22 protein-coding genes are annotated in these 25,609 nt (G+C 72.3%); 11 read left to right on the top strand and 11 right to left on the bottom strand.

All coding sequences use genetic code 11. The annotated features are described in order from the left end of the window. The first annotated feature begins 27 nt into the window (after positions 1–27). Both EG812_RS06785 and EG812_RS06790 read left to right on the top strand, forming a co-directional pair. Positions 28–618 carry a DUF1349 domain-containing protein gene (locus tag EG812_RS06785; protein ID WP_126711142.1) on the top strand — a complete coding sequence of 197 codons (591 nt, stop codon included), beginning with the start codon at positions 28–30 and terminating at the stop codon, positions 616–618. A gap of 79 nt (positions 619–697) precedes the next feature. Continuing rightward, a complete protein-coding gene (locus EG812_RS06790) occupies positions 698–1,357 on the top strand; it encodes a DedA family protein (RefSeq protein WP_126711143.1) in 660 nt (219 codons plus the stop codon). 297 nt (positions 1,358–1,654) lie between these two features. Here EG812_RS06790 and EG812_RS06800 read toward each other — a convergent pair whose 3' ends face one another. Together EG812_RS06800 and EG812_RS06805 are read right to left on the bottom strand one after the other, a co-directional pair. After that, entirely contained in the window at positions 1,655–3,028 is a 1,374-nt protein-coding gene (locus EG812_RS06800; RefSeq protein WP_126711144.1) for a chitinase, read from the bottom strand. 152 nt (positions 3,029–3,180) lie between these two features. After that, positions 3,181–4,590, bottom strand: a complete 1,410-nt coding sequence (locus tag EG812_RS06805) for a carbohydrate-binding protein (protein ID WP_126711145.1) — start codon at positions 4,588–4,590, stop codon at positions 3,181–3,183. 220 nt (positions 4,591–4,810) lie between these two features. Here EG812_RS06805 and EG812_RS06810 point away from each other — a divergent pair, with 220 nt between their 5' ends. The 3 genes from EG812_RS06810 (at position 4,811) to EG812_RS06820 (ending at position 8,310) form a co-directional block, all read left to right on the top strand. Further along, entirely contained in the window at positions 4,811–5,965 is a 1,155-nt protein-coding gene (locus EG812_RS06810) for a carboxylate-amine ligase (protein ID WP_013735685.1), read from the top strand. Positions 5,966–5,978: 13 nt separating this feature from the next. Beyond that, entirely contained in the window at positions 5,979–7,349 is a 1,371-nt protein-coding gene (locus EG812_RS06815; protein WP_126711146.1) for an FAD-dependent oxidoreductase, read from the top strand. Positions 7,350–7,440: 91 nt separating this feature from the next. After that, positions 7,441–8,310, top strand: coding sequence for an aminoglycoside phosphotransferase family protein (locus tag EG812_RS06820; protein WP_233579414.1), 870 nt, complete (start codon positions 7,441–7,443; stop codon positions 8,308–8,310). Between the two features lie 53 nt (positions 8,311–8,363). Here EG812_RS06820 and EG812_RS06825 read toward each other — a convergent pair whose 3' ends face one another. After that, positions 8,364–9,170, bottom strand: a complete 807-nt coding sequence (locus tag EG812_RS06825; RefSeq protein ID WP_126711147.1) for an Fpg/Nei family DNA glycosylase — start codon at positions 9,168–9,170, stop codon at positions 8,364–8,366. Positions 9,171–9,359: 189 nt separating this feature from the next. Here EG812_RS06825 and EG812_RS06830 point away from each other — a divergent pair, with 189 nt between their 5' ends. The 4 genes from EG812_RS06830 to rocD all read left to right on the top strand — a co-directional run bounded on the left by EG812_RS06830 (position 9,360) and on the right by rocD (position 13,675). Next, entirely contained in the window at positions 9,360–10,052 is a 693-nt protein-coding gene (locus EG812_RS06830; RefSeq protein ID WP_013735689.1) for an SDR family NAD(P)-dependent oxidoreductase, read from the top strand. Between the two features lie 113 nt (positions 10,053–10,165). After that, positions 10,166–11,203, top strand: a complete 1,038-nt coding sequence (locus tag EG812_RS29910) for a DMT family transporter (protein ID WP_286047690.1) — start codon at positions 10,166–10,168, stop codon at positions 11,201–11,203. A 445-nt stretch (positions 11,204–11,648) separates the two neighbouring features. Continuing rightward, positions 11,649–12,464: a dimethylargininase gene (ddaH, locus tag EG812_RS06845; protein WP_199743841.1), complete on the top strand. Its 816-nt coding sequence runs from the start codon at positions 11,649–11,651 to the stop codon at positions 12,462–12,464. Beyond that, entirely contained in the window at positions 12,461–13,675 is a 1,215-nt protein-coding gene (gene rocD, locus EG812_RS06850; RefSeq protein WP_126711149.1) for an ornithine--oxo-acid transaminase, read from the top strand. Before ddaH ends, rocD begins: the two co-directional genes overlap by 4 nt. Before the next feature lie 63 nt (positions 13,676–13,738). On the opposite strand, the gene EG812_RS06855 is transcribed toward rocD, so the two are convergent. Both EG812_RS06855 and EG812_RS06860 read right to left on the bottom strand, forming a co-directional pair. Then, positions 13,739–14,887: an FHA domain-containing protein gene (locus tag EG812_RS06855; RefSeq protein ID WP_126711150.1), complete on the bottom strand. Its 1,149-nt coding sequence runs from the start codon at positions 14,885–14,887 to the stop codon at positions 13,739–13,741. Further along, positions 14,884–15,177: a 4a-hydroxytetrahydrobiopterin dehydratase gene (locus EG812_RS06860; RefSeq protein ID WP_013735694.1), complete on the bottom strand. Its 294-nt coding sequence runs from the start codon at positions 15,175–15,177 to the stop codon at positions 14,884–14,886. Before EG812_RS06860 ends, EG812_RS06855 begins: the two co-directional genes overlap by 4 nt. Positions 15,178–15,293: 116 nt before the next feature. Between EG812_RS06860 and EG812_RS06865 the strand changes: the two genes are divergently transcribed. Continuing rightward, positions 15,294–16,064: a hypothetical protein gene (locus EG812_RS06865; RefSeq protein ID WP_126711151.1), complete on the top strand. Its 771-nt coding sequence runs from the start codon at positions 15,294–15,296 to the stop codon at positions 16,062–16,064. A 65-nt stretch (positions 16,065–16,129) separates the two neighbouring features. On the opposite strand, the gene EG812_RS06870 is transcribed toward EG812_RS06865, so the two are convergent. Genes EG812_RS06870 through EG812_RS06885 form a run of 4 tightly spaced genes read right to left on the bottom strand, consistent with a single transcriptional unit; the run spans position 16,130 to position 21,875 of the window. Further along, complete coding sequence (locus EG812_RS06870) at positions 16,130–19,651, bottom strand: SCO7613 C-terminal domain-containing membrane protein (RefSeq protein WP_233579416.1); 3,522 nt, start codon at positions 19,649–19,651, stop codon at positions 16,130–16,132. Between the two features lie 47 nt (positions 19,652–19,698). Beyond that, positions 19,699–20,019, bottom strand: a complete 321-nt coding sequence (gene cutA, locus EG812_RS06875) for a divalent-cation tolerance protein CutA (protein WP_126711153.1) — start codon at positions 20,017–20,019, stop codon at positions 19,699–19,701. Between the two features lie 9 nt (positions 20,020–20,028). After that, on the bottom strand, positions 20,029–21,045 hold the full coding sequence (locus tag EG812_RS06880; RefSeq protein WP_013735698.1) for a 1-acyl-sn-glycerol-3-phosphate acyltransferase: 1,017 nt from the start codon (positions 21,043–21,045) through the stop codon (positions 20,029–20,031). Beyond that, positions 21,045–21,875 (bottom strand): patatin-like phospholipase family protein, encoded by an 831-nt coding sequence (locus tag EG812_RS06885; RefSeq protein WP_013735699.1) that lies wholly within the window; start codon positions 21,873–21,875, stop codon positions 21,045–21,047. Before EG812_RS06885 ends, EG812_RS06880 begins: the two co-directional genes overlap by 1 nt. 135 nt (positions 21,876–22,010) lie before the next feature. Between EG812_RS06885 and EG812_RS06890 the strand changes: the two genes are divergently transcribed. Beyond that, positions 22,011–23,588 (top strand): serine/threonine-protein kinase, encoded by a 1,578-nt coding sequence (locus tag EG812_RS06890; protein WP_126711154.1) that lies wholly within the window; start codon positions 22,011–22,013, stop codon positions 23,586–23,588. Positions 23,589–23,597: 9 nt separating this feature from the next. Here the strand turns inward: EG812_RS06890 and EG812_RS06895 are convergent, their stop codons facing one another. Beyond that, a complete protein-coding gene (locus tag EG812_RS06895) occupies positions 23,598–24,659 on the bottom strand; it encodes a glycosyltransferase family 4 protein (RefSeq protein ID WP_013735701.1) in 1,062 nt (353 codons plus the stop codon). A 156-nt stretch (positions 24,660–24,815) separates the two neighbouring features. Further along, the gene (locus tag EG812_RS06900) at positions 24,816–25,490 is read right to left on the bottom strand and encodes a BON domain-containing protein (protein WP_126711155.1); all 675 of its coding nucleotides are present in this window, start codon (positions 25,488–25,490) and stop codon (positions 24,816–24,818) included. Positions 25,491–25,609 lie beyond the last annotated feature (119 nt).

Raw genomic sequence — 25,609 nt, forward strand, 5'->3', positions numbered from 1 at the left:
ACCCGGGCGAACCGTTACGGTGCCGTGGTGCAGAGCATCGAGTGGTCCAGCGGCAATTGGCACCAACAGCCGGTGCGGGCGGTCGAGGACGCCGACGGCGGCTTGAGCGTGGAGCCGCAGGCGGATAGCGACCTGTGGCGCCACACCGGCTACGGGTTCGTGCACGACTACGCGCCGGCCCTGCTCGTGGACTTCCCGGTCGGCAGCGCGGTGGAGGTGGACTTCCGGCTCGACTACGCCGAACAGTTCGACCAGGCCGGGGTGCTGGTGCGGGTGGACGACCGGAACTGGGTGAAGACCGGTGTGGAAATCAGCGATGGCCAACCACAGATCGGCGCGGTGGTGACAAACGAGTTCTCCGACTGGTCGGTGGCCCCGGTGCCGCAGTGGGCGGGCCGGGAGGTGACCGTACGGGTCAGCCGGGTCGCTGACGCACTGATCGTACGAGCCCGGCCGGCCGGCGAGCCATGGCAACTGGTCCGGCTCGCCCCGCTGGACGGGGACGCACCGGCAGCCGCCGGGCCGTACTGCTGCTCGCCCAGCCGAGGTGGCCTGACCGTCCGCTTCAGTGGCTGGCGACAGGGCCCGGCCGACGCGACGCTGCACCCACCGGAGTGAGGGACGCTGCCGCCTGGTGTTCACCGGCGTGCCAGCGGGTAGGAACGTCGGCACGCCGACTACCCGTGGAGGCAGCACCATGGCGCTCGCCCAGGATGTCGACCCCAGCCAGGTCGGCGGGCTGACCGGCTGGGTGGCCGGGGTGATCGAGGCGGCCGGCCCGCTGGGTGTCGCCCTGCTGGTCGCCCTGGAGAGCATCATCCCGCCGATCCCCAGCGAGATCGTCCTGGCGCTGGCCGGCTACCTCGCCGGTGAGGGCCGGTTCAACGTGGTGGTGGTGACCGTCGCGGCAACCGTCGGCTCGGTGCTCGGCGCGCTGGTGCTGTACTGGCTCGGCGCCGCCGTCGGTGAGGACCGACTCAAACGCTGGCTCGACCGGCTACCCCTGGTGGACCTGGACGACCTGGAGAAGGCCGACCGGTGGTTCGAGCGGTACGGTCGCTGGGCCGTCTTCTTCGGCCGGATGGCCCCGGTGGTCCGCAGCCTGGTCTCGATCCCGGCCGGCGCGAACCGCATGCCGCTGGTCGAGTTCGTCACCCTCACCACGGTGGGCAGCGCCCTCTGGAACGGCCTCTTCATCGGCCTCGGTTACGCCCTCGGCACCCGCTGGAACCAGATTGACCGGTACAGCTCCTGGTTCGACTACGGCATCCTGGCCATTCTGGCCCTCATGCTCGCCACCTGGGCCCTCAAAAAACACCGCCGCCGCACCCACCCCCGCACCCCCACCCACCCCTAACCCCAACCCCTCCTCCCCTCCCCACCCCCGCCCCCGCCCCCGCCCCCGCCCCCGCGATCTTGCATTTTCCGTCGGGGCATACCAACCCTTAAGCCTCGAAACGGCGACCACAACTGCAAGATCGCGGGGAGCGGGGTGGGCGGCAGGGCTGCGCCTGCCGGGGACCGAGCCCGCCGATCTTGCACTTCCTGTCGGGTCATATCGACCTTAAGCCTCGTAACGGCGACCGAAAGTGCAAGATCGCGGGGAGTAGAAGGAGCGGGGTGGGGCGCAGAGGGTGCGGGAGGGTGGGTGTGGTTAGGGGAGGGTGCGGAGGTGGGGGGAGACGGTGCGGGCGAAGGAGGTGTTGTGGGTGACGTCCCAGTTGATGGACCAGGTCATGGCACCACGGAGGGCGGGGTAGGTACGCGGGGGGCGGAAGCTGCCGCAGTTCGTGCCGCGGGTCAGGCAGTCCAGGGCGGCGTTGACCACGCTGGGCGCGACTATGCCACCACCGGCCGCCCCGGGACCGGCCGGCAGGCCGAGCCCGACCTGGTCGGGCCGCAGCCCCGCCTCCAACTGGATGCAGGCCAGCGCGACGATGAAGTTGACCGTCCCCTGGGCGTACGCGGCGTTGTTGTCGCAGCCGAGCATCGCCCCGGAGTTGTAGAACTGGGTGTTCACCACGGTCAGGATGTCCCTGATGTCCAGCGCGAGCTTGAAGTAGCTGGTGGCCGGGTTCTGCATGTCGATGGTCTGCGGCGCCATCGCGATGATCAGTGAGCTGCCCACCTTGGCCCGCAACGAGCGCAACGCCTGCGCCATGTAGGTCGGGTCGAGGCCGTTCTCCAGGTCGATGTCGACACCGTCGAAGCCGTACCGCTGGATCAGCGCGTACACGCTGTCGGCGAAGGCCACCGCGGACGCCGAGCTGTTGACCACCACCCGGCCGGTCTCCCCGCCGACCGAGATGATCACCTTCTTGCCCCGGCTCTGGAGGGTGCGTACGTCGGCGGAGAAGTCGGCGTCGGTGTAGCCGCCCAGCGAGGCGGACAGGCCCGGGTCGATGGCGAAGCCGACCGCGCCGGGCGTGCCGGCGGCGTCGGCGAAGGCGACCGCGACCAGGTCGTACTCGGCGGGCACGTCACGCAGTCGCAGCTCGACCGCCGGGTTGTCGAAGTTGTGCCAGTAGCCGGTCAGGATGTGCTTCGGCAGCCCGGTCACCGGCGGCGGGCTCGTCGGCGGTGGGGTCGTCGGGGGAGGCGTGGTGGGCGGTGGCGTGGTCGGGGTGGTCCCGCCGGTGCAGGCCGCGCCGTTCAGACGGCAGTTCGACGGTACGCCGGAGCCGCTGCCCAAAAAGCCGAAGGAGACCGACGCGCCGGGGGCGATGGTGCCGTTCCACGATCGGTTGGTGAAGGTGTGCCGCTGGCCACTGGAGGTCAGTAGTGCGTCCCAGTAGGTGCCGACCGTGGTGCCGGCGGCCAGGTCGAAGCCGAGGTTCCAGCCGTTGACGGTGGCGGTGCCGCCGTTGGTGATCGTGTACTTGCCCTCCCAGCCGGTCCCCCAGTCGGACGTCTTGACGAAGCTCGCGGTGACTCCGGCGGCGTACGCGGCCGGCGCCAGCCACACCACTCCCAGGGCGGTGGCCAACGCGCCGACCACCGACAACACCAGGGCTCTGGACCGTTTCATGCCTGCCTCCCGACCGGAAAGGACATCCATAGACGTCGACCTGATGCTCATTATTAAGAGTCTTAACTATTTATGTCCAGAGCTGGCGCAGGGTTGTTAACAAGGGCCCCCTGCTCTACCGGAGGCGTTAACAGGGGGCCCTTCCTTACACCTCAGCGACGGAAGTGGAACCAGTTGACGTTGACGAAGTCGTTGGGCTGGCCGCTGCTGAAGGTGAGGTACACGGTGCGTCGCCCGGTCACCGACGACACGTTGCCCGGCACCGACCGCCAGCTCTGCCAGCCGCCGGTGTTGGCGATGGCGAAGCTGCCGATCGGCGTACCGGTCGGGCTGTCCAGCCGCACCTCGACCAGGCCACTGACCCCGCTCGCCGCGCCGGAGGCGACCCGGGCCACGAAGTCACGCGGCCCGCTGGAGCCGAACTCGACGTTGTCGTAGCGGACCCAGTCGCCGTTGCGCAGCGCGGCGATGTTCTGTCCGCCCTCGGAGCAGGCCTCCACGAGCACGCCGTTCTGGGCGTTGAACGACTCGGCCTGGATTGTCGCGTACGCGTCGCGCACGCCACTCGGCGGCGGAGTCGTCGGCGGCGGGTTGCTGCCGCCACCTCGGGTGTAGACGGCCACGTAGTCGACGAGCATCGGCCGGCCCGGCACGGTCGCCGAGGTGGGCGTGGCGCTGCCGGCCACCCCGTTCGGGAAGGCCCCGCCCATCGCGACGTTGAGCAGCAGGAAGTAGCCGGCATGGCTGGTCATCTGCGACCAGTACGGCTCACCGACGCGGCTCTGGCTGACCGTGTGGTAGAGCTGCCCGTCGACGTACCAGCGCAGCTGCTGCGGGCTGATCGAGGCGTCCCACTCGAAGCGGTAGGTGTGGAACGCCGACTGGCAGGTGCTGCCCGGGCAGGCCCGGGACGCGCCGATGCCGTTGAACTCGTCGCACGGCCCGCCGGGCGCGACGCCGCAGTGCAGCACGCCCCACACCGTGTTGAGCCCGTTGACGTTCTCCATCACGTCGAACTCGCCGATGCCCGGCCAGTTCTGGTAGTTGCCCCGGTACGGCGAGCCGAGCGCCCAGAACGCCGGCCAGTAGCCGGAAGCGGCGGCACCTGTGACGTTTGGCATCTGGATGCGGCCCTCGATGGCCAGCACCCCACCGGCGGGGGCCTTGAAGTTGCTGCGCACGGTCTCGATGCGGGCCGAGGTCCAGTTGCCGGCGCCGTCGCGCAACGGAGTGATCCGCAGGTTGCCGGCACCGTCGTGGCTGACGTTTGCGGTGCTGTTGGTGTACGTCTGGATCTCGCCGGTGCCCCAGTTCGGCGGGCCGCCCGGGTAGCTGGTGCCGGTGTCGATGATCCAGTTGCTGCCGGACGGGAGCGTGCCGGCGGCGCCGGTGAAGTCGTCGCTCCAGACCAGACTCCAGCCGGACGGGGTCGGCGGTACGGCGGCGTCGGCGGTCGCGGTGAGCCCGGCCAGGCCGGTGGTGGCGGTGACGAGTACGGCCAACGCCAGTGTCAGCCGGCGTCTGGCGGGCGGGGCGGCAGCAGCCGCCGGGGTAGGTGTCATGGCGTTGCCTCTCTACGGGGACGGGTGAGAGAGCGCTCTCTCAGGGAGTTGTACGTCCCGCCCGGACAGTTGTCAATGTCGATCTGTCGGCCCGGCCGACCGCACCCGGACCGGACGAGTCGTGCGCCACGCGCGGACGGCGTTTCCGGCAACCGGTACTGCGGGTAATTGCCGCCTCGACCCGGTGCGGACCCGACCGCCCGGCTGAGGCGGGACGGTGATGGCGATGGCCAGGCAGCCTGCGGTGGCTCCGCACCCTGCGGCGGAACAGAACGACCTGCTCACGGTGGGCGTCGAGGAGGAGTTCCTGCTCGTCGACCCGGAGACCGGGGCGGCAGTGCCCGCCGTCGACGAGGTGATGGAGCAGGTGCCGCCGGAGTTGCGCGGGCAGGTCGAGCGCGAGTTCCAGACCAGCCAGATCGAGATCGGCAGCCCACCCGGGGTGGAGCTCTCCTCGATCCGGCATTCTCTCGGCCTGCTGCGCGCCGCCCTCGCCGACGCCGCCGAGCGGGCCGGGGCACAGCTGCTCGCGATCGGCACCGGACCGGTCGACGGTCCCGTGCCGCCGGTGGTCGACAAGCCCCGCTTCGACCGGATGGTGGAGCGGTACCGCCTGCTCGTCCCCGGGCCGGGCAACAACGGGATGCACGTGCACGTCGGGGTGCCCGACCCCGACACCGGCGTGCAGGTGCTCAACCACGTACGCCCCTGGCTGCCGATCCTGCACGCGATCACCGTCAACTCGCCGTTCAGCCGGGGCGAGGACACCGGCTACGCCAGCTGGCGGTCGATCGAGTGGGAGCGGTGGCCGTCGGTGGCGCCGACGCCGTACCTGGCCTCGCACGAGCACTACCGACGGCTGATCCGTCAGCTGATCTCCAGCGGCGTGATGCTCGACGAGGGGATGCTCTACTGGTACGCCCGCCTGTCGGCCAAGTACCCGACGGTGGAGCTGCGCATCGGTGACGTCTGCCCGACGGTGGACGACGCGGTGCTGGTCGCCGCCCTGGTCCGCGGTCTGGTGGCGACCTCGTTGGACGACATCGCCGCCGGCCGGCCGCCCCTGCCCACCGACCATCATCTGCTGGTCGGCGCGCACTGGCGAGCCGCCCACGACGGGCTGGAGGGTTCGGCGGTCGATCCGACAAACGGCGAACTGCGACCGGCCTGGGACCTGCTGCACCAACTCATCGGGCGGCTCGGCCCGGCCCTGGAACGGCACGGCGACCATGCCGAGGTGACCGGGCTGCTGGAAGGGTTGCGCGAGCACGGCACCGGCGCGGCGCGGCAGCGAATGGCGTACGCCCGTACCGGACGGTTGCAGGATGTGGTGGCGCAGGTGGCGCGACAGACCCGGGGCGAGCCCTCGGCCTGACAGGAGGGTTGCCGTGGCGGAACGAATGATCGTCATCGGCGGCGACGCCGCCGGGATGGCGGCAGCCGCGCAGGCCCGGCGCAGCCGGGGTCGGGACGACCTGGAGATCGTCGCGTTCGAGCGGGGACACTTCACGTCGTACTCGGCGTGCGGGATCCCGTACTGGATCAGTGGTCTGGTGCCCGACCGCGATCAGCTGATCGCCCGGGATCCGGCGACGCACCGGGAGAAGTTCGGCATCGACGTACGCCTGCGGCACGAGGTCGTCGCGATCGACCTGGACCGCCGCGAGGTGACCGCGGTGGACCTGACGGGTGGCCGCGAGATCCGCGAACCCTTCGACATCCTGATGTACGCCACCGGAGCCGTGCCGACCACGCCGGACTGGGCGCGGACCGACGTCGCCGGGGTGTTCGGGGTGCAGACGCTCGACGACGGATCGGCGCTGCGCAGCTGGTTGGACGCCGACCCGCCGCCGAAGCGGGCGGTGGTGGTCGGCGGCGGCTACATCGGGGTGGAGATGGCCGAGGCGTTGGTGCTGCGCGGCCTGTCCGTCACCCTGGTCGAGCGGGCCGAACAGCCGATGTCCACCGTCGACCCGGACATGGCCCGGCTGGTCACCGACGCGATGCGCGGGTTGGGCGTGGACATCCGTACCGGGGTGCAGGTCACCGGGCTGTCCGAGCACGACGGTCGGGTCGACGCCGTACGGACCGACGCGGGTTCGATCCCGGCCGACGTGGTCGTCCTCGGGCTCGGCGTACGCCCGAACACCGCGCTCGCCGAGGCCGCCGGCCTGCCCATCGGTCCGACCGGTGGCCTGCGGGTGGACCGTCAGATGCGGGTCGCCGGGGTGCCCGGGGTGTGGGCCGGCGGGGACTGCGTGGAGACGCTGCACCGGGTCAGCGGGATGCCGGTGCACGTGCCGCTCGGCACCCATGCGAACAAGCAGGGCCGGGTCGCCGGCATCAACATCGGCGGCGGGTACGCCACCTTCGCCGGGGTGATCGGCACCGCCGTGACCAAGGTCTGCGACCTGGAGGTGGGGCGTACCGGGCTGCGCGAGCGGGACGCGCTGGCCGCCGGCTTCGAGTTCGTCTCGGTGATCGCCGAGTCGACCAACCGGGCCGGCTACTACCCGGGCGCCCGCCCGATGACGGTCAAGCTGATCGCCGAACGGCCCAGTGGCCGGCTGCTCGGGGCGCAGATCGTCGGCTGGTCCGAGGCGGCGAAGCGGATCGACACACTGGCCGTGGCGTTGTGGAACCGGATGACGGTGGACGACATGACCGCCCTGGATCTCGGCTACGCCCCGCCGTACTCCCCGGCCTGGGACCCGGTGCTGGTCGCCGCCCGCAAGGCGGTCGACGCGCTCGCCCGCTGAGCGTTTCTTGTGCGGCTACCGCCTGGCGCCGGTGGCCGGTCGCGGGCTGGTCGAGGTGGGACGGCAGGTCGGGATCGGCCAGGATGGACCAGTGACCGGTGCGCTGCGGATTCCCGACGGGTTGACCTGGTTGCACGGCGTGCCGGGCGGCCCGGAATGGTTGGCCGGACTACCGGGCCGGTTGGCCGCCTGTGCCCGGCGCTGGTCGCTGCGGGTCGGGCCGCCCTTCGGGTACGCCTTCGCTTCGCTGGCGGTGCCGGTGGACCTGCCCGACGGCACCCGGGCAGTGCTCAAGTTGCAGTTCCCCGACGCGGAGAGCGAGCACGAGGCGACCGCGCTACGCCGTTGGAACGGCGACGGCGCCATCCGGCTGCTCGCCCACGACCCCGAGTTGCGGGCCCTGCTGGTGGAACGCTGTCACCCCGGAACCCCGCTGCACGCGCTACCGCTCGACGAAGCGCTAGACGCCGTGGTGGCGCTGCTCCCCCGCCTCTGGGTGCCGGCCGGTCAGCCGTTCATGTCGTTGGCGCAGGCAGCCGCCGGCTGGACGGCCCGGCTGCCGATCACGTGGGAGCGCGCCGGACGGCCGTACGAGCGGCGGCTGCTCGACGCCAGTCTCGACCTGCTCGCCGGGCTGGCCGGCAGCCAGGGCGAGCAGGTACTGGTCAACCAGGACCTGCACGCCGCCAACGTGTTGCGGGCCGAGCGCGAACCATGGCTGGTGATCGACCCGAAGCCGCTGGTCGGCGAACGGGAGTTCTCGGTGGTGCCGATGGTGCGCGGCGCGGAACTGGGCCATTCGCGGGCGGCCGTGCGCCGCCGACTGGACAGGCTCAGCGCCGAACTGGGTCTGGACCGTGAGCGGGTACGCGGTTGGACGATCGGCCAGACGATGGCCTGGAGCATCGACGGCGGCCAGGTCTTCACCGACCACGTCGAGGTGGTCCGCTGGCTCGAATGAGACGTTAACAGGGGTCCCCTGCTATGCAGCAGGCGTTAACAAGGTGCCCTTCCTTACATCTGGCAGGTGGGGCACCAGTAGAGGTTGCGGGCGGTGATGGTGCCTCGGCTGATCGGGGTGGCGCAGACGTGGCACGGCTGGTCGGGGCGGCGGTAGACGTACACCTCACCGCCGTGCCGGTCGACGCGGGCCGGGCGCCCCATCGCCTCGGGCAGGTGCTCGGCGCGGACGGTGTCGATCCGACCGGTACCGACGGCGAGCGTCATCAGCTCCACCAGGTCGACCCAGAGCGCGTCCCAGCCGGCGCGGGTCAGCTCCCGGCCGGGCAGGGTCGGCGACAGCCCGGCGCGGAACAGCGCCTCGGTCACGAAGATCAACCCGGTGCCGGCCACCACCGACTGATCCAGTAACAGCGCCGCCAGCGGCGTCGAACTGCGGGAGATCCGGGCGTACGCCCGCTGCGGGTCGGCGTCGGCGCGCAGCGGATCGGGGCCGAGGCGGGCCCGCAGTGCCGCCGCCTCGGGTGGCGTGAGCAGTTCGCAGGCGGTCGGGCCGCGCAGGTCGAGCCAGTGCCGGTCGGTGGCCAGCCGCAGCCGGATCTGCCCCACCGGCTCCGGCGGCTCACCGTGACCGTCGGTGACCTTGCCGTACAGGCCGAGGTGCACGTGCAGGATCCGCTCACCGGCGTAGTGGTGCAACAGGTGCTTGCCGTACGCCTCGGTCTGCTCCAGGACGGACCCGGAGAGCAACGCGGCACCCTCGGCGAACCGGCCCTGCGGGCTGGTGGCGAGCACCTTGTCCCCGACGAACAACTCGGCGTGCCGAGCTGCCAGGCGATGAATCGTGTGTCCCTCTGGCACGACCACCAAGCGTAGCCAGCCCCTACCCCGACTCACCGGACAGGAGGGGCATGTTGTTGACGGCCGCAATCGAAGGAGGTGCTCTGCCGCTACTCGCCGGTAAGGATCATGCCCGAACGTCTGGTTCAATTGCGCCTCGGGACGCCGGAGACGGCGATGCCACGCCGGTGCGAAGAAGGACGGTGGGTCATGACGGATCGGGTGCGGCGCGCGGTGGTGGTCGGCAACAGCGACGGGATCGGGTTGGCGTTCACCCGTCGACTGCTGGCCGACGGCTGGCGGGTCGCCGGGCTGTCCCGTCGGGACAACCCCATCGCCGTCCCCACGTACACCCATCACACCGTCGACGTGACCGCGCCGGACTATCCCGGGGTGCTCGGCAAGGCGATCGACGAGCTGGGCGGGGTGGACCTCTGCGTGTACGCCGCCGGCATCGGCGAGCCCGTCGACCTGGCCGACCTGGACGCGCAGACCCGGACCTTCGAGGTCAACCTGATGGGCGCGGTACGCACGGCGTCCACGGTCGTACCGCGGATGGCGGCGGCCGGCGACGGCCACCTCATCGGGCTGTCCAGCCTCGCCGACCGGCTGGTCTCCCGGGACGCACCCGGCTACGCCGGCTCGAAGGCCGGGTTGTCGTCGTACCTGATGGGGCTGTCGGCGGCGCTGCGCGGACAGGGCGTGAGCGTGACCACCGTCCGGTTCGGCTTCGTGGACACCAAAATGGCAAAGGGACCGGTACGGCCGATGATGATCTCGGTCGACCAGGCGGTCGAGGTCCTCGTGCGGTGCGTACGCGACCGCCCGGTGCTCGTCTCCCGCCCTCGCCGCATGGCCCTGCTCACCTCCGCCCTCTCCCCCTTCACCCGCCCCCGCCGCTGAACTCTGCGCCCTCTCGCGTGTTGCCTGAAGAGTCGCTGGGTACGTGTGGGGGTGTTGGCGCGTGGGGTGGTCGGGGGGTGGGGGCCTGCCACGCATGATCAGGAGGTGAAGCCATGAGATTTCCTTCGCTGTCCCGCCGGACGGAACCGGCGACGACCCTCGACGAGGACGCCGAACGCGGTGCCACGGTCGCCACCGACACCCGGCCCACCGACCGCAACGATGGGGCCTACCGCAGCAGCTCAGCGGCCCCCACCACCGAGCGCCCAACCAACCCGGCAACCGCCGAGCGCCCAGCCAACCCGGCCGCCGCTCGCCCAGCCGACACAGCCGCCACCCGGGCAGCCAACCCGGCCGCCGCCGACCGGTCAGGAACCGCCGAGCGGGCGTCCGACCGAGCTGCCACCGGCGGCGTCGCTGGAGCTGCCCCCGTGGACAGCACCGATCGGCCGGCCACCGAGCGGGCCGCTGCCCGAGCCGCCACGGCCCGGTCCGGCGTCGACGGCTCCCGCCGAGCCCGCGCCACCACCCCCGTACCGCCCACCGGCCGCACCACCCCCACCAGCACGACCACCCGAAACGACACCGCCGCTACCCCCACCAGCACGACCACCCCCACCGAAGTGACCACCCGGAACGGCGCGACCGCCCGGAACGGCGCGACCGCCACCGGTGTGATCGCCGGCAGCGGCGTGACCGACCGGACCCGCGCCGACGATCTGGAGCGCGCCCCGGAGCGTGACCCGCTCGACGGTGAGCGGGACGGCAGCGTCGAGCGCACCGGTGGCCGGGAGTCGGCGGACGAGGCGCAGGTGGTTGCCGGTCGGCGACCGCGGCCCAGCCTGCTGGCCACCGTCGGCCTGATCGTCGGGGTCGCCGGCCTGCTGTTCGTACTCACCGGGACGCTTGCCGGGTACGGCATCGGCATCGGTGCCCTCGGCGCGGTGTTCGCCGTGCTCGGCCTGATCGCCACTCGGCGGCGGCACGTCGCCGGCAAGCCCGACGCCCTGCTCGGGATCGCCTTCGGCCTCGGCGCGGTGGTGCTCGGCGTGCTGGCGATGACCGGGCAGTACGACTGGCCGAACACCGACGGTGACACGGTGACCCGGCTGCGTGAGTGGCTTGATTCACAGTTTGTGGATCGGTTCTAGGGGGCACATTTCGCCGCGCCGGTGGTTCACCGGCGCCCGGCCGGTGAGGAACCGGCCGCGAGCCCGACCAGTTCTGGTGGTTCACCAGCCGGGCACACACATGTCGTCAGGGGCGGCCATTCGCCGCCCCTGACGTGTGTCCGCAGCCCATCCCGCCACTCCCAGCCACCGTTTCGCCGAAACGGCGGTCTCCCACCCACCCGACACCCCCACAACGCCGAAACGGCGGCGCCGCCGAGCGCGCGGACATCGGGCAGGGTAGTCGATCACGTAGTCGGCGCAACGATCAGCCGTCGCAAGGTCTTCAGACGCAACGATCTGCTGCATTCTGCAAGGGTCTGCGGTGGATTATGCGGGTCGGGGGCGCATACGGTTGAGCCACGCGCCAGCCCGTGGGCCGCCGGTGGTCAGGGCGCGCGGAGACCCTGGGAGCAGGACAATGACGATGGACGCCACCCGCCAGCACTTCCTGATGTGCCGGCCGACGTACTTCGCCGTCGACTACGCGATCAACCCGTGGATGGACCCGACCGCCCCCGTCGACACCGATCTCGCCGTCCGGCAGTGGGAGCGGCTGCGTCAGGTGTACCGGGACCTGGGGCACACCGTTGAGGAGATCACTCCGGTGCCGGGTCTGCCGGACATGGTCTTCGCCGCCAACGGCGGCACCGTGATCGACGGTAAGGCGATGGCGGTGCAGTTCCGCGACCCGCAGCGCGCCGACGAGGCCCCCGCCTACCGTGCCTGGTTCGAGCAAGCCGGCTTCGAGATGTACGACCCGAAGCACGTCAACGAGGGCGAGGGCGACATCCTGCTGGCCGGCGACCACCTGCTCGCCGGCACCGGATTCCGTACCGCGCACGCCTCGCACGCCCAGTTGCAGGAGGTCTTCGGCTACCCGGTGATCACCATGCAGTTGGTCGACCCGCGCTTCTACCACCTGGACACCGCGTTGACCGTGCTCGACGAGCGGACCGTGGCGTACCTGCCGGAGGCGTTCTCCCGCGGCAGCCAGGCCGTGCTGCGTCGACTCTTCCCGGACGCGGTGCACGCCACCATGGCCGACGCCGAGGTGCTCGGCCTCAACGCGGTAAGCGACGGCCGGCACGTGGTCCTGCCCGAGCAGGCCACCGGCCTCGCCGCGAAGCTGCGTGAGCGGGGCTACCAGACCATCGGCGTCGACCTGTCCGAGCTGCGTAAGGCCGGCGGTGGCCCGAAGTGCTGCACGTTGCGACTCCGTCAGGGAAAGGCAAGCCGATGATCGAGGACATGCTGCGGACCCCCGCCGCGGTGCAGGACGCGGAGCGCCACACCGCGCACAACTACCACCCGCTGCCGGTGGTGATCTCCTCCGCCGAGGGTGCCTGGGTCACCGACGTGGACGGTCGGCGCTACCTGGACTGCCTGGCCGGCTACTCCGCGCTGAACTTCGGCCACCGTCACCCGGCGTTGATCGCCGCCGCGCACGCCCAGCTCGACAAGCTGACGTTGACCAGCCGGGCGTTCATCCACGACCAGTTCGCCGACTTCTGCCGGGAGCTGGCCGCGTTGTGCGGCAAGGACCTGGTGCTGCCGATGAACACCGGGGCCGAGGCCGTGGAGACCGGCATCAAGGTGGCCCGCAAGTGGGGCTACCAGGTCAAGGGCGTACCCGCCGGTCAGGCCACCATCGTGGTCGCGGAGGGCAACTTCCACGGGCGTACGACCACCATCGTGAGCTTCTCCACCGACGACGACGCCCGCGCGGACTTCGGGCCGTACACCCCGGGTTTCAGGATCGTCCCGTACGGCGACCTGACCGCGTTGGCCGAGGCGGTCGACGAGACCACTGTCGCGGTGCTGCTGGAGCCGATCCAGGGCGAGCAGGGTGTGGTGGTGCCGCCGGCCGGCTACCTGCCGGGGGTGCGTCAGCTCTGCACCGAGCGCAACGTGCTGTTCATCGCCGACGAGATCCAGTCGGGGCTGGGGCGTACCGGGGCCACGTTCGCCTGCGAGCAGGAGGGCGTCGTACCGGACATGTACCTGCTGGGCAAGGCGCTCGGCGGCGGCATCGTGCCGGTCTCCGCGGTGGCGGCCAACGCCGACGTGCTGGGCGTGCTGCGGCCCGGCCAGCACGGCTCCACCTTCGGCGGCAACCCGCTCGCCTGCGCGGTGGCCACCGAGGTGGTCCGGTTGCTGGCCACCGGCGAGTTCCAGCGCCGCTCGACCGAGTTGGGCGAACGGCTGCACGCCGGGCTGCACGCCCTGATCGGCAAGGGCCTGGTCGCCGTACGCGGTCGGGGTCTGTGGGCCGGACTGGACATCGACCCGGCGCTGATGAGCGGCCGGGAGGCGTGCGAGCGTCTGATGGAGCGTGGCGTGCTGGCCAAGGACACCCACGGCTCGACGATCCGGCTCGCCCCGCCGCTGACGATCACCGCCGAGGAGATCGACCACGCGGTCGCACAGCTGGCGGCGGTACTGGCCGGCTGAGCAGCCGTACCGACGCGGGTGGGTGCCAGGTCCCGGGCGCCCACCCGCGTCACGGCGTCGGGTTCAGCGGGGCAGGCGCATCGCCATCGTCGGGGCCTCGGACATCACCGAGTCGGGGTTGTACGGCGCACCCGACGGCAGGTCGGCCGGCCGGCCGATCTGCACCCCCGGGTACAGCTCCACCATGTCGCCGCCGGCCAGCACGCGGGACTGTTGCGGGGCCAGCGGGATGCGGTCCGCGTCGGCCAGCGACCCGGCCGGACGGATGCCGGAGCCGTTGGTGCTCACGTCGGTGACCATCACGTCGCTGCCACGCAACTCCAACCGCAGGTGGCTGCGGCTGATCCAGCGGCGGGCCTCGTCGTTGAGCCACTGCCCGAGCATGATGCCGCCGCTGCCCTCCGGGGCCCGGCCGACCAGCACCGGCTGCTCCTCGGTGAGCGCGAATCGACGCCGGATCAGGCCACCGACGCGCACCGCGAGGACCTCGCTGCGCGGCCGAGGTCCGGCGTCGCGCAGCCGGCTGCCGTGCCGGGGGCAGGTCGGCACGCCGTTGCGCAGCGACGGTGGCGGCTGACCGGTCGGCGCACGATCCACCCGGGCCAGGTCGGCGAAGGCGCCACCGCCACCACCTCCCCCGAACAGGTTGCAGCCCGACTCCGAGCAGCGCCATTCGCGGGCGAGCAGCTGCGCCGCGGCCGGCGACGGCGGCCCGGCCACCGGCGTGTGACCGCCACCGACGTGGGCGATGAACACCGGTCCGCCGGCACCCGGCACCGGGGCGACCACCCGACCGGGCTGCTCGACCAGCCAGGGGAACCGCCCGCGCAGGCCGTCGAAGCGCACCCGGCTGAGCACCGGCAGGCCGAGCAGGTCGGCCACCTCAAGCATCCGGTCACCGGGGTTGTCGAGCACCTCGACCAGGCCGTCGTCGGCCCAGCGGCGGACCACCATCCGCTCGTTGGAGGTCAGGTCGGCGTCGGAGAGCACCCCCCGGTGCACCACCGCGTAGACCGGGACGTTGTCCTCCTCCAGGCTGCGCGCCAGCGCGTCGATGACCATGCCGAGGCGCAACGTGCTGGCCGGACGTCCGCCGTCGAGGTCCTGGTAACGGATGATCTCGGCCAGGTCGACCACCGCGCGGGCCAACTGCGGATCGGTGCAGACCCGCCCCTCGATGGCGTCCAGCACCTTGCTGATCTCGAACCTCATCGGGTGCCTCCCACGATCTCGTCGATCCGCCGAGCCAGCTCGATGTCCCGCCGGGTGACGCCGCCCGCCGAGTGGGTCACGCAGCGGAAGGTCACGGTGCGCCAGCGGATGTCGATGTCCGGGTGGTGATCCAGCTCCTCGGCCGTGGCGGCGACCCGGTCGACCAGCCCGATGGCGTCCGGAAAGCTGGCCAGCTCCACGGTACGGGTGATCCCGGCCGGGTCCTGTGACCACCCTGCCAGCCCACCCAGCTCGTCTCGTACCGCCTCAGCGGTGAGCACCTCTGCCATGGCCAGACCCTACCGTTGACCGCCAGCACGGCGTCGACCAACAACTCCGCCGGCCCTCACCCCTACACTGACCGCCGGATCAGACGATGGTCGCCGGCCGGACATGGAGACACATCATGCGCAACCGCACGCTGGCGACCGTGTGTACGGCACTCGCGCTGGTGCCCCTCTGCCTGTCCGGTTGTGCTCCCGCTGCGCCGGCACCTCCGGCTGCGACGGTCACCAGCCTGCCGCCCGACCCACGCGCGGTACTGGTCGCCGCAGCCGAGCTGACCAGACAGACCACCTCGACGATGACCATGGGCAGGACCAGTCTGTCGCTGCTCTTCACCGCCACCGCAGCGGTGGACCCCGCGGCCGGCGACTTCGCCGTCACCGCCGAGGTGACCGCCGACGGCAAGGTGACCCGATGGGCGATGACCGCCGTGAACGACAGCGCGTTCCTTCGCTTCGATGACCTGTGGGATGGCCGCTGGCTGCGGATGCCCTCAGCGGATGTCCTGACGACCATCGGCCTGGACATCATGCCGAATGGCGATCCGGGAGAGATTGGCAAGCTTGTGGGACAGATCGTCGAGGTACGACGCGAAGCGCCCGGACACTTTTCGGGCACGCTCGACCTCACCCACACCTCGTCCGTCGCGCTGACCGAGCTGCCGGAATCCACGGCCGAAACGCTCCGGTCGCTGCCCTTCAAAGCGCAGATTGATGCCGAGGGGCGACTGACCGAACTGACCCTGCGCCTGAGCGACGTCGACATGAGCCTCGGCGCCGTCACGGTCGCCTTCGGCGATTTCGGGGCCACGCCGGATATCACTCCGCCCGCCGCCGCTGAGGTGATGGACGCCCCGAAGGACCTGACCGAGCAACTCTCCCAACTCAACTGACCCTGCCGCCCGATCTTGGTACGAAAGTGCCCTTGGAGGGGCGCTTTCGTACCAAGATCGGCCACTCAGCTCATGCGGCTGACCGTGGCGCGGAGGCGGAGCAGGTCGCGGCGACGGCGTTCGTAGGTGGTGGCGAGGGCGATCAGGGCCAGTCCTGCGGTGCCCAGGTAGGCCCACCGGGGCAGCAGGTCCCAGCTGCGTACCAGCTCGTGCACGGCGAGCACGGCCAGCGTCGACCCACCGAGCACCACCGGTGCCTGCCAGCGTCGGATCGCCCCGAGCAGCGTCACGGCGAGCGCGGCCGCGCCGAGCAGCAACCGCCGCCACGGTTGCGGGTCCGCGCCGAACAGCACGGCGGCCAGGCTGGGCAACAGCACCGCGGCCAGACCGGGGCCGAGCGCGAGCCAGCTGGTCAACCCCGGTCGGGTACGCAACACCACCGTGCCCGCGCCGAGCGCCAACACCGCGAACGGCACGGTGTACGCCTCCAGCACCGTCACCCCACCGGACCCCAGCAGCAGCCAGACTGCGAGCAGGACGTTGCCGGCGGAGATCGCGGCGAAGACCCACCGCCGCGCGGTCGACTCGCCCCGGCGCAGCAGCCGCAGCCCGACCGCGACGGCCCAGAGCACGCAGACCGTGGCGGCGTGCCGAGCCGCACCGATGGTGAGCAGGATCCCGACCAGCGCCACCGCCTGCGCGGCCGCGTCCAGCACCCGACCCGACAGCGCCGAGATGCCGGAAACGATCGCGGCCAGGGCGAGTGCGACGGCGGCCACGCCGAGCACCGCGAAGGCCGCCACCCGCAGTGGCTGCCCGGCGGCCAGCGAGGCGGTGATGGCGAGACCGGTCGCCGCCGCGACCGCGACCAGCCAGCCGGCCAGCCGCACCAGATGCCGCCGGGCGGCCACCCCCGCCACGGTCGCCGCCACCACCAGCAGACCCAGCCCGGCGAGCGTCCCGGCCCGGGTGGCCTGGAGGTTGAGCAGTCCCGCCCCGATCAGCACCAGCCCCACCGGCACGCCGACCGCCACGAACGGGGCGTCCACCGGCCGCACCGCGATGACCAGCAGCAGGGCGACGCCGCCGAACAGCGCTGCGGTCGGCACCACCGGCCAGGGTGCCCGGGCGGCCACCAGCAGCACCGGCCCGGCCAGCGCCACGAACGGCAGCACCGCCGCCGCCAGACGCCACCTGCCGCCGGCCCGACCGGTCGGCCAGGTCGCCAGTACCGCCGCCAGAGCCAGCACCGACAGGGCCACTCCCACCGGCACCGCGCCCACCACCGACCGGACCGCCGGTGCGCCGGACCAGATGGCGGGCGGCGGACCGTACGGGGTCACCAGCGCGGTCAGCGCCACCGGGACAGCGGCCAGCACCGCCACGGCGGCCAGCCCGACACCCGCCACCGTCAACGCCACCGAGGGACGGGACCGGAACCCGGCCAGCGCGACCAGCAGCGCCGTACCGGCCGCGTAGAGGGTCAACGGTTCGTCACCCGGTACGGCGACCGACACGAGCCCGGTCAGGGTCGCCGCCACGGCGAACCCGGTCGAGGCGTACGCCCGCAGGTCGGTCCAGTGTGTCCGGAGGGTGACCAGCGCGACCGCCGGCAGTACGAGGGCGGCCAGTGCCGCCCGGGACTGCCACCAGGGCGGTGCACCGGCGCCGATCAGCGCGACCGCCGCACCGGCCGGCACCACGAGCACCGCCGCGAGCAGCGCGAACCCGGCCACCACGCGCTGCTCGGGCCCGCCCCGGCGACCCACCGCGGCCACGCCGAGGCCGGCGACCAGCACCACCGCGCACGCCGCACCCGCCCCCGCCGGGCCGGCCAGGCCGACCAGCAGCCCGTGCCCGAGCAGCACGGCGCCGGCCAGTGCCGAGGCCAGCACCGTCGCCCGGCCCACCGGGCGGGCCACCGACACCGCCAGCAGCGCCACCGCGACCAGCAGGTCGACAGCGACCACGACCGGCCACGGTGCGGCCCAGGCCGCCGGCAGGGCGAGCGTCGTGGCGGCGACGCCGATCACCGCGATCGCCGGCTGGGCCACCCGGGGCAGCAGCCAGGCCAGCGTCGCCACGGTCAACGCCAACGCGACAGGCAACTGCCAGCCCCAGGGGTAGTCCGGCCCGGCCGTGGCCCCCCGCCACGGCGGCAACGAGCGGCCCACCGTCGCGCCCGCCAGCACCACCGCCCACAACGTGGTCAGCGTCGCCGTGGCGGCGGCCACCAGCACGGCACCGATCCGGGGACCGGGCTGCCAGCCAGCGGGAAGCAGGCGTACCGCACCGGCCAGCAGCGCCACCACCAGGGCCGCCGCCACCAGCACCACCGATCCGCGCAGCTCCCCGACCGGGCGGATCAGCGCCAGGGCGAGCACCGGCACCAGCGCACCGGCCGTCACCGCCCGCGCAACCGCACCGCCGAGCAGCAGCGCCGCACCGAGCAGGGCCAGCGCCACCAGCAGCATCGGTACGCCGGCCAGCACCGCCACCCCGCCGGCCCGGCCGACGAGCAGCGGCACCAACGCACAGCCCGCGGCGAGCAGCAGCGCCACGGCGTACCCGGCACCGGCGGTCACCTGGCCGGCGATCCGTACCGCCGAGGTCGTCGTGGCCCCCTCGCCCGCGACGTCCCTCGGCCGCCGCAGCGCGACAAGCACCGCCAGGTCGGCCAGCGCCACCCCGACGAAGACCACCGCCAGCCCGCCCGGCCCGAGCCGCGCCTCGGCGACGGCCAGCGGCAGCACCGGCTGCCCGGCCAGCAGTGCGGCGAACCACGGCACGGTCAGCCGGCTGAGCCGGGCGTACCCGGCGGCCAGGGCGGCGCTGACGGCCGCGACCACTGCCGCGTACAGGCTGCCCGGCCAGGCGGTCACCCCGAACAGGTCCACCGACCAGGCGGCGTACCCGTCGAGCACCACCAGCAGCAGCCCGACGGCGGCGAACGTCTCGGCGGTGCCCCGCAACCCGCGCCAGCGCGCCACAAGCGGCACGGCGAGCAGCAGCAGGGTGAGCGCCAGCAGGATCAGCGCCCGGCCGGTGACGCCCACCGACGCCCAGGCCACCGCCGTGAACACCGTCGCCGCGGTGCCCAGCAGCAGTCCACCCAGGACGAACAGCAACCCCTGCACGGTACGGGTCGAGGCCTCCGCCCCACCCGGCCGCGCCGCCGGGTCGACCGGCGTCATGCCAGGCCACCCGCCCGACCCCGCCCCACCTGGCCCGACCGGCGGCATCCCGCCCGGCCCCGCCGGCAGCGCCCCGCCCGGCCCGGCCGGCACCGCGACCGGTTTCGCAGCGGACGGCACCGCCCCGGCCACGTTGGCCGGAGGGGTCGGCGTCGGGAACTCGGTGCGGATCGCGGCGGCCAACTCGGCGCGGCGTCGCTGCGCCGTCAGGAGCCGACCGGCCAACCCTTCGTACGTCGCCCGCGCCTGTCGCGTCGCAGCGCCGAGTTCGACGATCTCACGGTCGAGTTGGATCACCTCGGCGGCGGCCGGGTACGGCGGCCGGCCGCATCCGGAGCAGCCCGAGGCGAGGTTCGCCGGCGCACCACACGCCGGGCAGGGGTAGCCAGTCACGCAGTCATCCTTGACCCGCGCGGCCAGCCGCACCAGAGTCCGGATACTCAGGGACGGGTGTGCTCGAACACCCAGGCGGCGTACTCAGGGTGACCGCAGTACACCTGACTGACCAGAATCTCCGGCACCTCGTACGGATGGCTGGCGCGAATCTGCTCCACCAGGGCGTTGACCCGGTCCGGTGCGGTCTTGAACTGCACCGACCATTCGGTGCTGGTCTCCACCCCGCCCCGCCACCAGTACGTGCTCTCCACCTGACCGCCCACCTGTGCGCAGGCCGCCTGCCGTCCGGCCACCGCAGCGGCGGCCAGCAGGTCCGCGACCGAACGCGCGTCGACCACCGTCGTCACCACGCTGATCTGGTCCATCCACGAACCCTACGCGGCACCGTCGCGATTGGCGGCGATCCACGCGTCTATCCGACTCCACCAGTCGTACAACCAGTCGATTCGCTGTTGCCGCCCGGCCGGGATCTCCTCCGGCGGCACCGACCAGAAGCGCATCACCAACTGCTTGTCCATCGGCAGTTCCCGCCACACGTCGGCGACGGTGAGCATCTTGTCCAGCCCGGTGTGCGCCACGAAGATGACCCCCGCGTCCGGCGCGGCATCCAGCGCCGCCAACAGCCCACCGGGCTGCGGGGCGAGCACGTGCCGCATGGCCTCCGCCTTCACCGCCATCCGGTGGTGTCCCCGGTCCCGCAGCCGTTCGATGGCCCGCAGTCGACGCCTCGGGGTGAAGTTGCCGCCCTCGGGAAAGATCACGAAGGCGTCATCGTCATCCAGCCCGGTGGCCAGATGGCCGACCTGTTCGCTGATCGTCCCCCGACCGTCCTGTCCGGGCGCGATGAAACGGCTCGGCAGCCGGTTGAGCAGCACGTCGATCGCCGGATCCCACTGCAGGGTGTCCTTGAGGACGATGCGTGGCTCCCGCTGGAACCAGTTCACCAGGGCGTGGATCAGGATGAACGAGTCACCTGGCCCGGCGTGCCGGCTGACGACCAGTTCGGGACGGCCCGGCAGGGCGGTGTCCGGGTCGGTGCCGACCACCTCGATGCTCAGCCGCAGCGCCCACCGGGCCTGCCAGAAGAACACCCGCAGGAACCAGCCCGCCAGCACGTAGTGGGCGCGTTGGAAGGCGGGCGAGTTCACCCGGGCGCCGAACCCGCTGGCCACCCAGAGCGCGAACAGGCAGACCAGCGCCGCCGCGTCCCAGAGCAGGTAGAAGCAGCCGATCCAGAGCAGTCGCAGCGGGCGTAGCCGCCCGGGCACGAACGGCGAGACGGCCAGCGCGAGCAGGGCCCAGAACGGCACCGTGATCACCAGCAGCACGGCCAGCAGCACCGCACCGGGCGCCAGCAACAGCCGGCGCAGCCACCTGGGCGGAAGCGGCATCAGCGCTCCAGGTTCGCCAGGTAGTGCCGGGACGCCGCGTACGCGCGGCTGATCCGCCGGCCGACCGCCGCCATGTCCCGGTACGCCCACGGGGTGTCGTCGCGCGGCTCCAGGCCGCCGGTCGGCAGCACGTGCACCTCCACCCCGTCGGGCAGGGCGGCCATCTCCCGGGCGAACCGGTGCCGGCGGGCGATTTCGAACGCGACCTGGGCGATCTCCCAGGGCCGCCGGGGCGGGGTCAGCGCCCGCTCGATCCGGCCCACCTGGAGTACGAAGATGCGGGTGGCCCCGGCCGCGACCGCCTCGCCGATCGGGATCGAGTTGACGATCCCGCCGTCGACGTAGTGCTGGTCCCCGATGCGTGCCGGCGGCAGCAACCCGGGCACCGAGGCCGACGCGAGCACGGCGGGCACCACGGGGCCGCTGACGAACCAGTGCTCGGCGGCCCGCTCGATGTTCGCCGCACAGCAGCGGAAGGGCACCAACAGGTCGGCGAAGGTGGTCTCCGCGCCCAGTTCGTTCTCCAGCAGCTTGCGCAACGGTCGGGGCGAGTGCAGATGGGTACGGGCGGCGAAGCGTCGCAGCTGTCGGGCGACCGAGTCGCCGTACACCTCGCTGGCCTCCGGCGAGGCCCAGAGCCGAACCAGCCGGTCGGTGACCGCCTCGGACGGGTCGGCGGCGACCAGGGCACCGTTGACCGCGCCGATCGACGTACCCAGCACCAGGTCCGGCCGAATCCGCGCCCGGAACAGTGCCCGCAACATGCCCACCTCGACCGCGCCCAGCACACCCCCGCCGCCGAGCACGAACGCCACCGGTCCCCGTGCCATGCCGTTCATCCTGGCACGCCCGGACCGCACCCCGTTCACCCTGGTACGGAAGCCGGTGCCGGTCCAAGACCGTTGACAGCGCAGCAACATTCGCGCAACCTGATACCGCTCCCCGCTACGAGGCAGGTGCAAAACGTGAAGCCAGCACTGCAGCCCGGTCGGTTGCTGGCCACCCGATACCGGCTGATCGACCAGATCGGTGCCGGTGGCATGTCGGTCATCTGGCGGGCCCACGACGAGGTTCTCGACCGGGTGGTGGCGCTGAAGGTGCTCGCCCCGTCGCTGGCCGCCGACGCCCGGTTCCGCGACATGGTCCGGGAGGAGGCACGAGCCGCCGCGCAGCTCGTCCATCCACACGTGACATCGGTCCACGACTACGGCGAGACCGTGTCGCCGGACGGCACCATCACCTCGTTCGTGGTGATGGAACTGCTCTCCGGTGAGGAACTGGAGTTCCGGCTCACCGAGGGTCCGCTGCCCTGGCCGGAGGCGGTGGAGATCGCCGCGCAGGTCGCCGACGCACTCGCCGCCGCACACCGGCTCGGCATCGTGCACCGGGACGTCACCACGGCCAACGTGATGATGACCCAGGTCGGGGCGAAGGTGCTCGACTTCGGCATCGCGACCCGCATCGGCGCCCCCGACGAGGACGAGGACGGCGCCACCTTCGGCACCCCCGCCTACGTCGCCCCGGAGCGGCTCGACGGAGCACCCGCGCAGCCGGCCACCGACGTCTACTCGCTCGGTGTGCTGCTGCACGAGACGTTGACCGGCCGGGTGCCGTACCCGGCGGAGACCTGGGAGGAGCTGAGCGCGGCGCTGGCCGACCGCCCGCCACCTACGCTCACCGAGGTGCCCGGGCTACCGCCGGTGGTGGCCCAGATCTGCCTGCGCTGCCTGTCCCGCGACCCGGCCGACCGGCCCACGGCCCGCCAGGTCGCCACCGTGCTGCGCGAGCAGATGCTGCCCGCCGATCCGCAGGCGATCACGATGCTCGCCCCGACGGTCACCCTGCCCGCGGTCATGCCACCGCCGCCCGCCGGATCCGCCCACGGCGGTGCCGGGTCCGGTCCGGCGGCCGTCGACGCGTCGGCCGTGGCAGTGGCCACCGGGGCGCCGGTCGTCGGCGTACCGGAGGCGGGCAGCTCCACCACGGACGCCCAGGCCCCCCGCGCCGGCGACGAGCCGAGCAACGGTCGGTCGTGGCTGCGTCCGGTCCTCGCGGTCCTGGTGCTGCTCTTCGGGGCGGCGCTGGTGGTGCCGGCGTTGTGGCCGAAGAACAGCGAGCCACCCGCCGCGCTGCCGACCACCGAGCCGACCGAGTCCCCCGAGCCGACCACCACGCCCACCGAGAGCGCCCAGCCGCAGCCGTCGCCGCCACCGGCGTCGAGCCCTGCCGCACCACCGCCACCGACGGTGGCACCGCCCACGCAAACCACCGGGGACACGCTGGTCGAGGCGGCGAGCCGGCTCGAAGACCTGATCGGCTCCGGGCTCGCCGACGGCGGCATCCGCGAGGACGTCGGCCTCGACCTGCGCAACGAGGTACGCAATCTGACCCGTGCGGTCAGCCTCGGTGAGGGTGAACTCGGCCCCGGGGTGGCCCGGCTGCGCGAGAAGGTGGCCACCCGGCTCCGGGAGGAAGGGCTGAGCCCGGCGTACGCCCGGCAGTTGGACGCGGCGATCACCGCGCTGAGTGCGGCGCGGGTCTGACCGGGCGGTTCAGCCCGGGGTGATCCGCGCTGGTTCCCGCATCGCCGACCGCGGCGTCGCCGCCACCAGGAACCGGCGGTACACCTCCTCGTAGCCGGCCGCCATCCGCTCGATGGAGAAGGTCCGCGCGACGTGGGCCACGCAGTCCGCCGGGTCGAGGTGCGGTGCTTCGGCCAGTGCCGCCGGCAACTCCTCGGGTCGCTCGCAGATCAGCCCGGTCACGCCCGGCTGGACCAGTTCCGGCACCGCCCCCCGGTTCAACGCCACCACCGGCGTACCGGTGGCCATCGCCTCCAGCATCACGATGCCGAACGGCTCCTCCCACTGGATCGGCATGATCAGGCAACGGGCCTCCACCAGCAGCCGCAGTACGGCTTCCCGGTCCGCGTCGAGCACGACGGTGACATCCGGTCCGAGCATCGGCACGATGACCTCGTGGTAGTAACGCCGCTCGGCGGGCTCGTTGCACTTGCCGGCCAGCACCAGCGGCAGTCCCGCCGCCCGGCACGCCTCGATGGCCAGTTCCGGCCCCTTGTCCGGGCTGAACCGGGCAAGCCACAGCACCGCCCCGTGACTGGGTCGCTGCTTGCGCGGGAAGTCGCCGATGTCCATCGCGTTGTGCACCGTGCCGACCCATGGCAGGCGCGGGTTCAGCCGACGTTGGGCGTGCGAGATGGCCACCAGACCGACGCCCCGGTCGGTGTCACTGAGCACGGTGCCGTACTCCCCCACCGGGTTGCCGTGCACGGTCGCCAGCGTGGGTACGTCGCGCCGCCCCGCGACCAGGGGACCGATCGTGCTGTGGTCGTGGACCAGGTCGAAGTCGGCCGCGCTGAGCAGATGGTTCACCCGGGCCAGATGGGCCAGTTCGGGCAGCGACTCACCGAGCCGGTCGTACTGCAACTCGTCCAGGGTGGCCAGGAAATCGCCAGTGGTGCCGTGTTCGCCACCGGCACCCATCAACGTCACCTCGTGTCCCCGGTCGACAAGCGCGTCCACCAGGCTGGCCACCACCTGTTCCAACCCGCCGTAGCCGGGTGGCGGCACCGACAGCCAGGGTGGCACCACCATCGCTATCCGCAACTGGCGCTCGCCCGCACCGTGGTTGTGGGACACGAGTCCTCCCCGTCGGTCTGTGGCGTCGGCCCGGTCCGCCGTACTCCGCGGGCCGGGGGGTCGAAGCGGTTTCCCGTTTCCGGGTAACGGCAAACCGGACACGACCGGTGCTCAGCCGCCCACCAGCAGCTCGTTGCGTACCGCGCAGACGCCCTCGGCCGACCAGGCAACCCGGTCCGCCTGATCCCGTTCCCACCAGGTACGCACCACCCCGCTGAGGGTCACCGTGTCGCCGTGCACCTCGACCGTCACCCGCTCGGTGCCGATGCCGCGCAGCAACGCCCGCTGCAGGTCGCGGCGGGTCCGGTCGGCGTCCGGGCGGGCGGAGGGCCGAACCTCGACCAGGTTGGTCACCCCGCGTACGCCCCGGATGCGGCGTAGCTCCCGTTCGGCGGTACGCCGCTGCCAGCCGAACTCCACCTCGCCGCGCAGCATGATCCAACCGTTGGCGACGGTGAGGTCCAGCCGCTGTGCCGGCACGAAGCTGTTCCACTCCAGCGCCCGGCCGGCCGCGATGGCCAGCGCGCCGTCGGTGACGGGGACCGGTCCGACCGGGATCACCTCGATGTCGTCGGCGACCGCCCGTACGCCACGGACGCGCTGCGCGCCGCGTACCGCTGCCCACCTGCGCGCCGCCCCGTCCACCTGGCCGGTAAGGGTCACCACGCCGTCGTGCACGGTGACGCCGATGTCGGTCGAGAGGACGCGCGGGTCCCAGCTGAGTTCATCGAGGACGTCCCGCTGGATCTGGTCGTCGGTCCGTACGGCGGACGCGGTGGCGGTCATGTCACCCCCATGGCTCTGCGGTCTTCTCCACGAACGCTGCCCGCACCCGGGGTGAGCCGGGCTCACCCGATTCGGGTGAAGACAGCACTCGGGTGAAGACAGCAGTCGGGGTGGGGGCG

Source organism: Verrucosispora sp. FIM060022 (genome assembly GCF_003977705.1).
GTDB lineage: Bacteria > Actinomycetota > Actinomycetes > Mycobacteriales > Micromonosporaceae > Micromonospora > Micromonospora gifhornensis.